This is a genomic window from Saccharomonospora iraqiensis subsp. iraqiensis (assembly GCF_000430445.1).
Lineage (GTDB): Bacteria > Actinomycetota > Actinomycetes > Mycobacteriales > Pseudonocardiaceae > Saccharomonospora > Saccharomonospora iraqiensis.
Genome location: NZ_KE387063.1, coordinates 3,861 through 7,118 on the forward strand (window position 1 = coordinate 3,861; position 3,258 = coordinate 7,118).

A 3,258-nucleotide genomic window follows, 5' to 3' on the forward strand; every position below is an offset into this window, starting at 1 on the left:
CGCGACCGCGTCGAGGGCCGCCGCGGCGTCGCGGAGCAACACCCTGCCCGCGTCGGTGAGTGCCACGCCCCGACGGTCCCGGTCGAGGAGCCGGACACCGAGCCGATTTTCGAGTCGGCCGATCGCACGGGACAGCGGCGGTTGGGCGATCCCGAGCCGCTCGGCGGCGCGACCGAAGTGCAGCTCCTCGGCCACGGCGACGAAGTACCGGAGCTCGCGGGTTTCCAGCTCGTCCACGACACGGAGCCTACGCGGTGATACCTGGTGAGTATCACGGCGTACCGGATCGGTCTTGGACGCCGGGTGCGCGGCCCGTCGACCATGGAGGGCGTGAACGACACGAAGACGGCGCTGGTCACCGGCGCGAACAAGGGAATCGGTTTCGCCATCGCCCGGGGGCTCGGGGAGCTCGGCTTCGCGGTCGCGGTGGGGGCCCGCGACGACGTCCGGCGCGAGGAGGCGGTCGGGAAACTGCGCGCCGCCGGCGTCGACGCGTTCGGCCTCGCCCTCGACGTCACCTCCGACGAGAGTGTCGCCGCGGCGGCGGCGACCGTCGAGCGGACGGCGGGGCGGCTCGACGTGCTCGTCAACAACGCGGGCATCTCCGGCCGGACCGACGGGGGCGCGCAGGACCCGACGACGCTCGACCTCGACGTCGTCCGCACCGTCCTCGACACGAACGTGTTCGGGGTCGTCCGGGTGACCAACGCGATGCTGCCGCTGCTCCGCCGTGCGGAGTCGCCGCGCATCGTCAACATGTCCAGCGACATGGGTTCGCTGACCCGGCAGACCGGGCCGGTCCTGGCGGCGTACGCGCCGTCGAAGTCGATGCTCAACAGCATCACGGCCCAGTACGCCCGCAGCCTCGCGGACACGAACATCCTCGTGAACGCCGGCTGCCCCGGTTACGTCGCGACCGAGTTCACCGGTTTCAACGGGGTGCGCACGCCCGAGCAGGGCGCCGCGGTCGCGGTCCGGCTCGCCACCCTGCCGGACGACGGACCCCGCGGCGGCTTCTTCAACGACGAGGGTGTCGTCCCCTGGTGACCACGTCCGGGCGCCGGACCGGTTCGCTCCGCTTCACGGTGTGATCTTGATATCAGAGTGGTAGCATCGTGCCATGGCGATGACTCTCCGGTTGACCGAGGAGCAGGAGCGCGCCCTGGCGTTGTTGGCGGAAGCCGAGGGTGTCAGTAAACAGGAGGCTGCCGCACGCGCGATCACCGAAGCGGCGGCCCGGCGCGTCCGGGACGATCGCGTGCGGGCGCTTTCCCGGGAAGGCCGGGATCGCTATGCCACTCTCCTGGACCGCCTCGCGCAATGATGGTGGAGTACCTCACGCTCGAGGATCTTTTGGTTCTCGCGGCGGATCTGGGTGTGCCTGACGTCCGTGATCCGGGGCTGCTCGATGCTGCTGCACACCGTTCGCGGGCGTCCATGTTCGGTCAGGACGCCTATCCGACCCTGCACGAGAAGGCAGCCGTTCTGCTGGAGTCTCTCGCGCGTAATCATCCGCTTGTCGACGGGAACAAGCGGCTGGCCTGGATGGCCGCGTTCACGTTCTACGGATTGAACGGACTCGACCTGGACGCTCCGGAAGATGACGCATACGACCTGGTCATCGGGGTCTCTACCGGTGCCGTTGACTACACCGAAGCAGCCTTGCGTCTCGCCGCGTGGGTCGGATCGGACGTCGCGCGGCAACGGTGTCCGGAGGAAACCGGGACCGACGTATGATTTCTGGGATCGATACGGTGGTCCCGCGATTTTCCCCTGCGGAGGAAGCGCCGGACCGCGAGTTCGGCTTCGTCCCGTACACCGTGCCCGACTCGTTCTCCGAGCCGTGACCGGAGTTTGAACTCGCCGCGTGGGAACGGTGACGGCACGTCGGAGATCTCGTCGAAACACCCCTGCGGCGCGGCCGGCGCGTGCTCCTGTCCCGGCGGCTCAGGACGCGAGGAATCCGTCGATCTGGTTGATCGCGCCGGTGGCGCCCTCGATGATGCCCATGTCCAGCACCTGCTGCAGGGCCTCCGCGCTGGCGAAGGTCGACACGTAGGTCGCCCGCGTGCGGCCGTCGTGTTCGGTGAAGGTGTAGACGTTGGTCGAGACCGGCAGCTCCGGGTTCGGGTTGAAGTCGAGATCGGAAAATCCGTCCTCGAAGGAGAAGCTGCGCGGTTCGTCGACCGCGGTGACCACCCAGTACCCGGCGAACTTCTCGCCCTCGGGGCTGGTCATGTAGTAGTGCACCCGCCCACCGGGGGTGAGGTCGTGCTCGACCACGGTGGCCGGGTAGGTCGGCGGGCCCCAGATCTTCTCGAGCTGGCGCGGGTCCGCGTAGACCTGCCAGACGCGCCGCACGGGTGCGTCGAACTCGGCGGTGATGGTCAGGGTCCGGTTGTCCAGGTCGTGCTCGGTGTCGATGACGGGCATCGGGTCATTCCTCCTCGTTGAGGCCGGCCGTGGGGTCGGCTGCGATCAGTTCGTCGATGCGCGCGATACGGCCACGCCAGATCTGCTCCAGCTCGGTGAGCATGGACGCCACCGACCGCACCGCCGTCACGTCCCCGCTGGCCAGTTGCTCGCGACCGCTGCGCCGCTTGACGAGCAGCCCGGCCCTTTCCAGGACGGCGACGTGTTTCTGCACCGCGGCGAAGCTCATGTCGTAGTTCGCCGCGAGCCCGGAGACCGAGTGCTCCCCGGCCAGCACCCTGCGCAGGATGTCCCGGCGGGTGCGGTCGGCGAGCGCGTGGAACAGGGCATCGGCCCGGTCCTCGTCGCTCTCGGTCACACGAGCAATCATACAACCAAACGGTTGTGTATCGTCAAGTTGGACGGCGGGGTCCGCTCGGAGACGTGCGCAGGCGGGGCCTGTGACCGGCCGGATCGCCGTCGGACCGAGCCGAACAGGAGGAGCGGGCTCAGGCCAGCTCGCGGATGAACAGGCCCGTGCCCGCCTTCGGCGTGAAGAAGGTGGACTTCGGGGGCATCACCGCTCCCACGTCGGCGACAGCCATCACCTGCTCCACGTCCGGCGGGTGCAGCAGGAAGGCCATCGCGTCGTGCCGGGCGCACCAGCGCTGGATCTCGGCCGGGTCCTCGTCGTCGTGGAACGGCGTGACGTCGGTGTCCGCGTCGACCCGGCCGATCCCGAGCACCGGGGCCAGGATCCCCTCGTCGAGTGCGACCACGTCCAGCGCGGCCCGGGCGTCCGCAGGGCCCGCGGCGGCCCCGTCGTCGGTCCGCTCCGCCGGGGCG

At 69.5% G+C, this 3,258-nt stretch carries 6 protein-coding genes and 1 pseudogene; 3 read left to right on the forward strand and 4 right to left on the reverse strand.

Annotated features, from left to right (window positions below):
* Positions 1 to 237, reverse strand: a 237-nt coding sequence (locus ACTIR_RS0105575; RefSeq protein WP_026453531.1) for a helix-turn-helix domain-containing protein, incomplete at its 3' end; no start/stop codon positions are given.
* 84 nt (positions 238 to 321) lie between these two features.
* On the opposite strand from ACTIR_RS0105575, the gene ACTIR_RS0105580 reads away from it, so the two are divergent.
* From ACTIR_RS0105580 to ACTIR_RS0105590, 3 genes are all read left to right on the forward strand, one after another.
* Entirely contained in the window at positions 322 to 1,047 is a 726-nt protein-coding gene (locus ACTIR_RS0105580; RefSeq protein ID WP_026453532.1) for an SDR family oxidoreductase, read from the forward strand.
* A 73-nt stretch (positions 1,048 to 1,120) separates the two neighbouring features.
* Entirely contained in the window at positions 1,121 to 1,324 is a 204-nt protein-coding gene (locus ACTIR_RS0105585; protein WP_026453533.1) for a CopG family transcriptional regulator, read from the forward strand.
* Positions 1,324 to 1,737 carry a type II toxin-antitoxin system death-on-curing family toxin gene (locus ACTIR_RS0105590; RefSeq protein ID WP_026453534.1) on the forward strand — a complete coding sequence of 138 codons (414 nt, stop codon included), beginning with the start codon at positions 1,324 to 1,326 and terminating at the stop codon, positions 1,735 to 1,737. Before ACTIR_RS0105585 ends, ACTIR_RS0105590 begins: the two co-directional genes overlap by 1 nt.
* A 210-nt stretch (positions 1,738 to 1,947) precedes the next feature.
* Here the strand turns inward: ACTIR_RS0105590 and ACTIR_RS0105600 are convergent, their stop codons facing one another.
* The 3 genes and pseudogenes from ACTIR_RS0105600 to ACTIR_RS21930 all read right to left on the reverse strand — a co-directional run.
* Positions 1,948 to 2,433, reverse strand: coding sequence for an SRPBCC family protein (locus tag ACTIR_RS0105600; RefSeq protein ID WP_026453536.1), 486 nt, complete (start codon positions 2,431 to 2,433; stop codon positions 1,948 to 1,950).
* 4 nt (positions 2,434 to 2,437) lie between these two features.
* The gene (locus tag ACTIR_RS0105605) at positions 2,438 to 2,803 is read right to left on the reverse strand and encodes an ArsR/SmtB family transcription factor (RefSeq protein ID WP_034238571.1); all 366 of its coding nucleotides are present in this window, start codon (positions 2,801 to 2,803) and stop codon (positions 2,438 to 2,440) included.
* 118 nt (positions 2,804 to 2,921) lie between these two features.
* Positions 2,922 to 3,258 (reverse strand): annotated as a pseudogene (locus tag ACTIR_RS21930) (hypothetical protein); the annotation flags it as partial.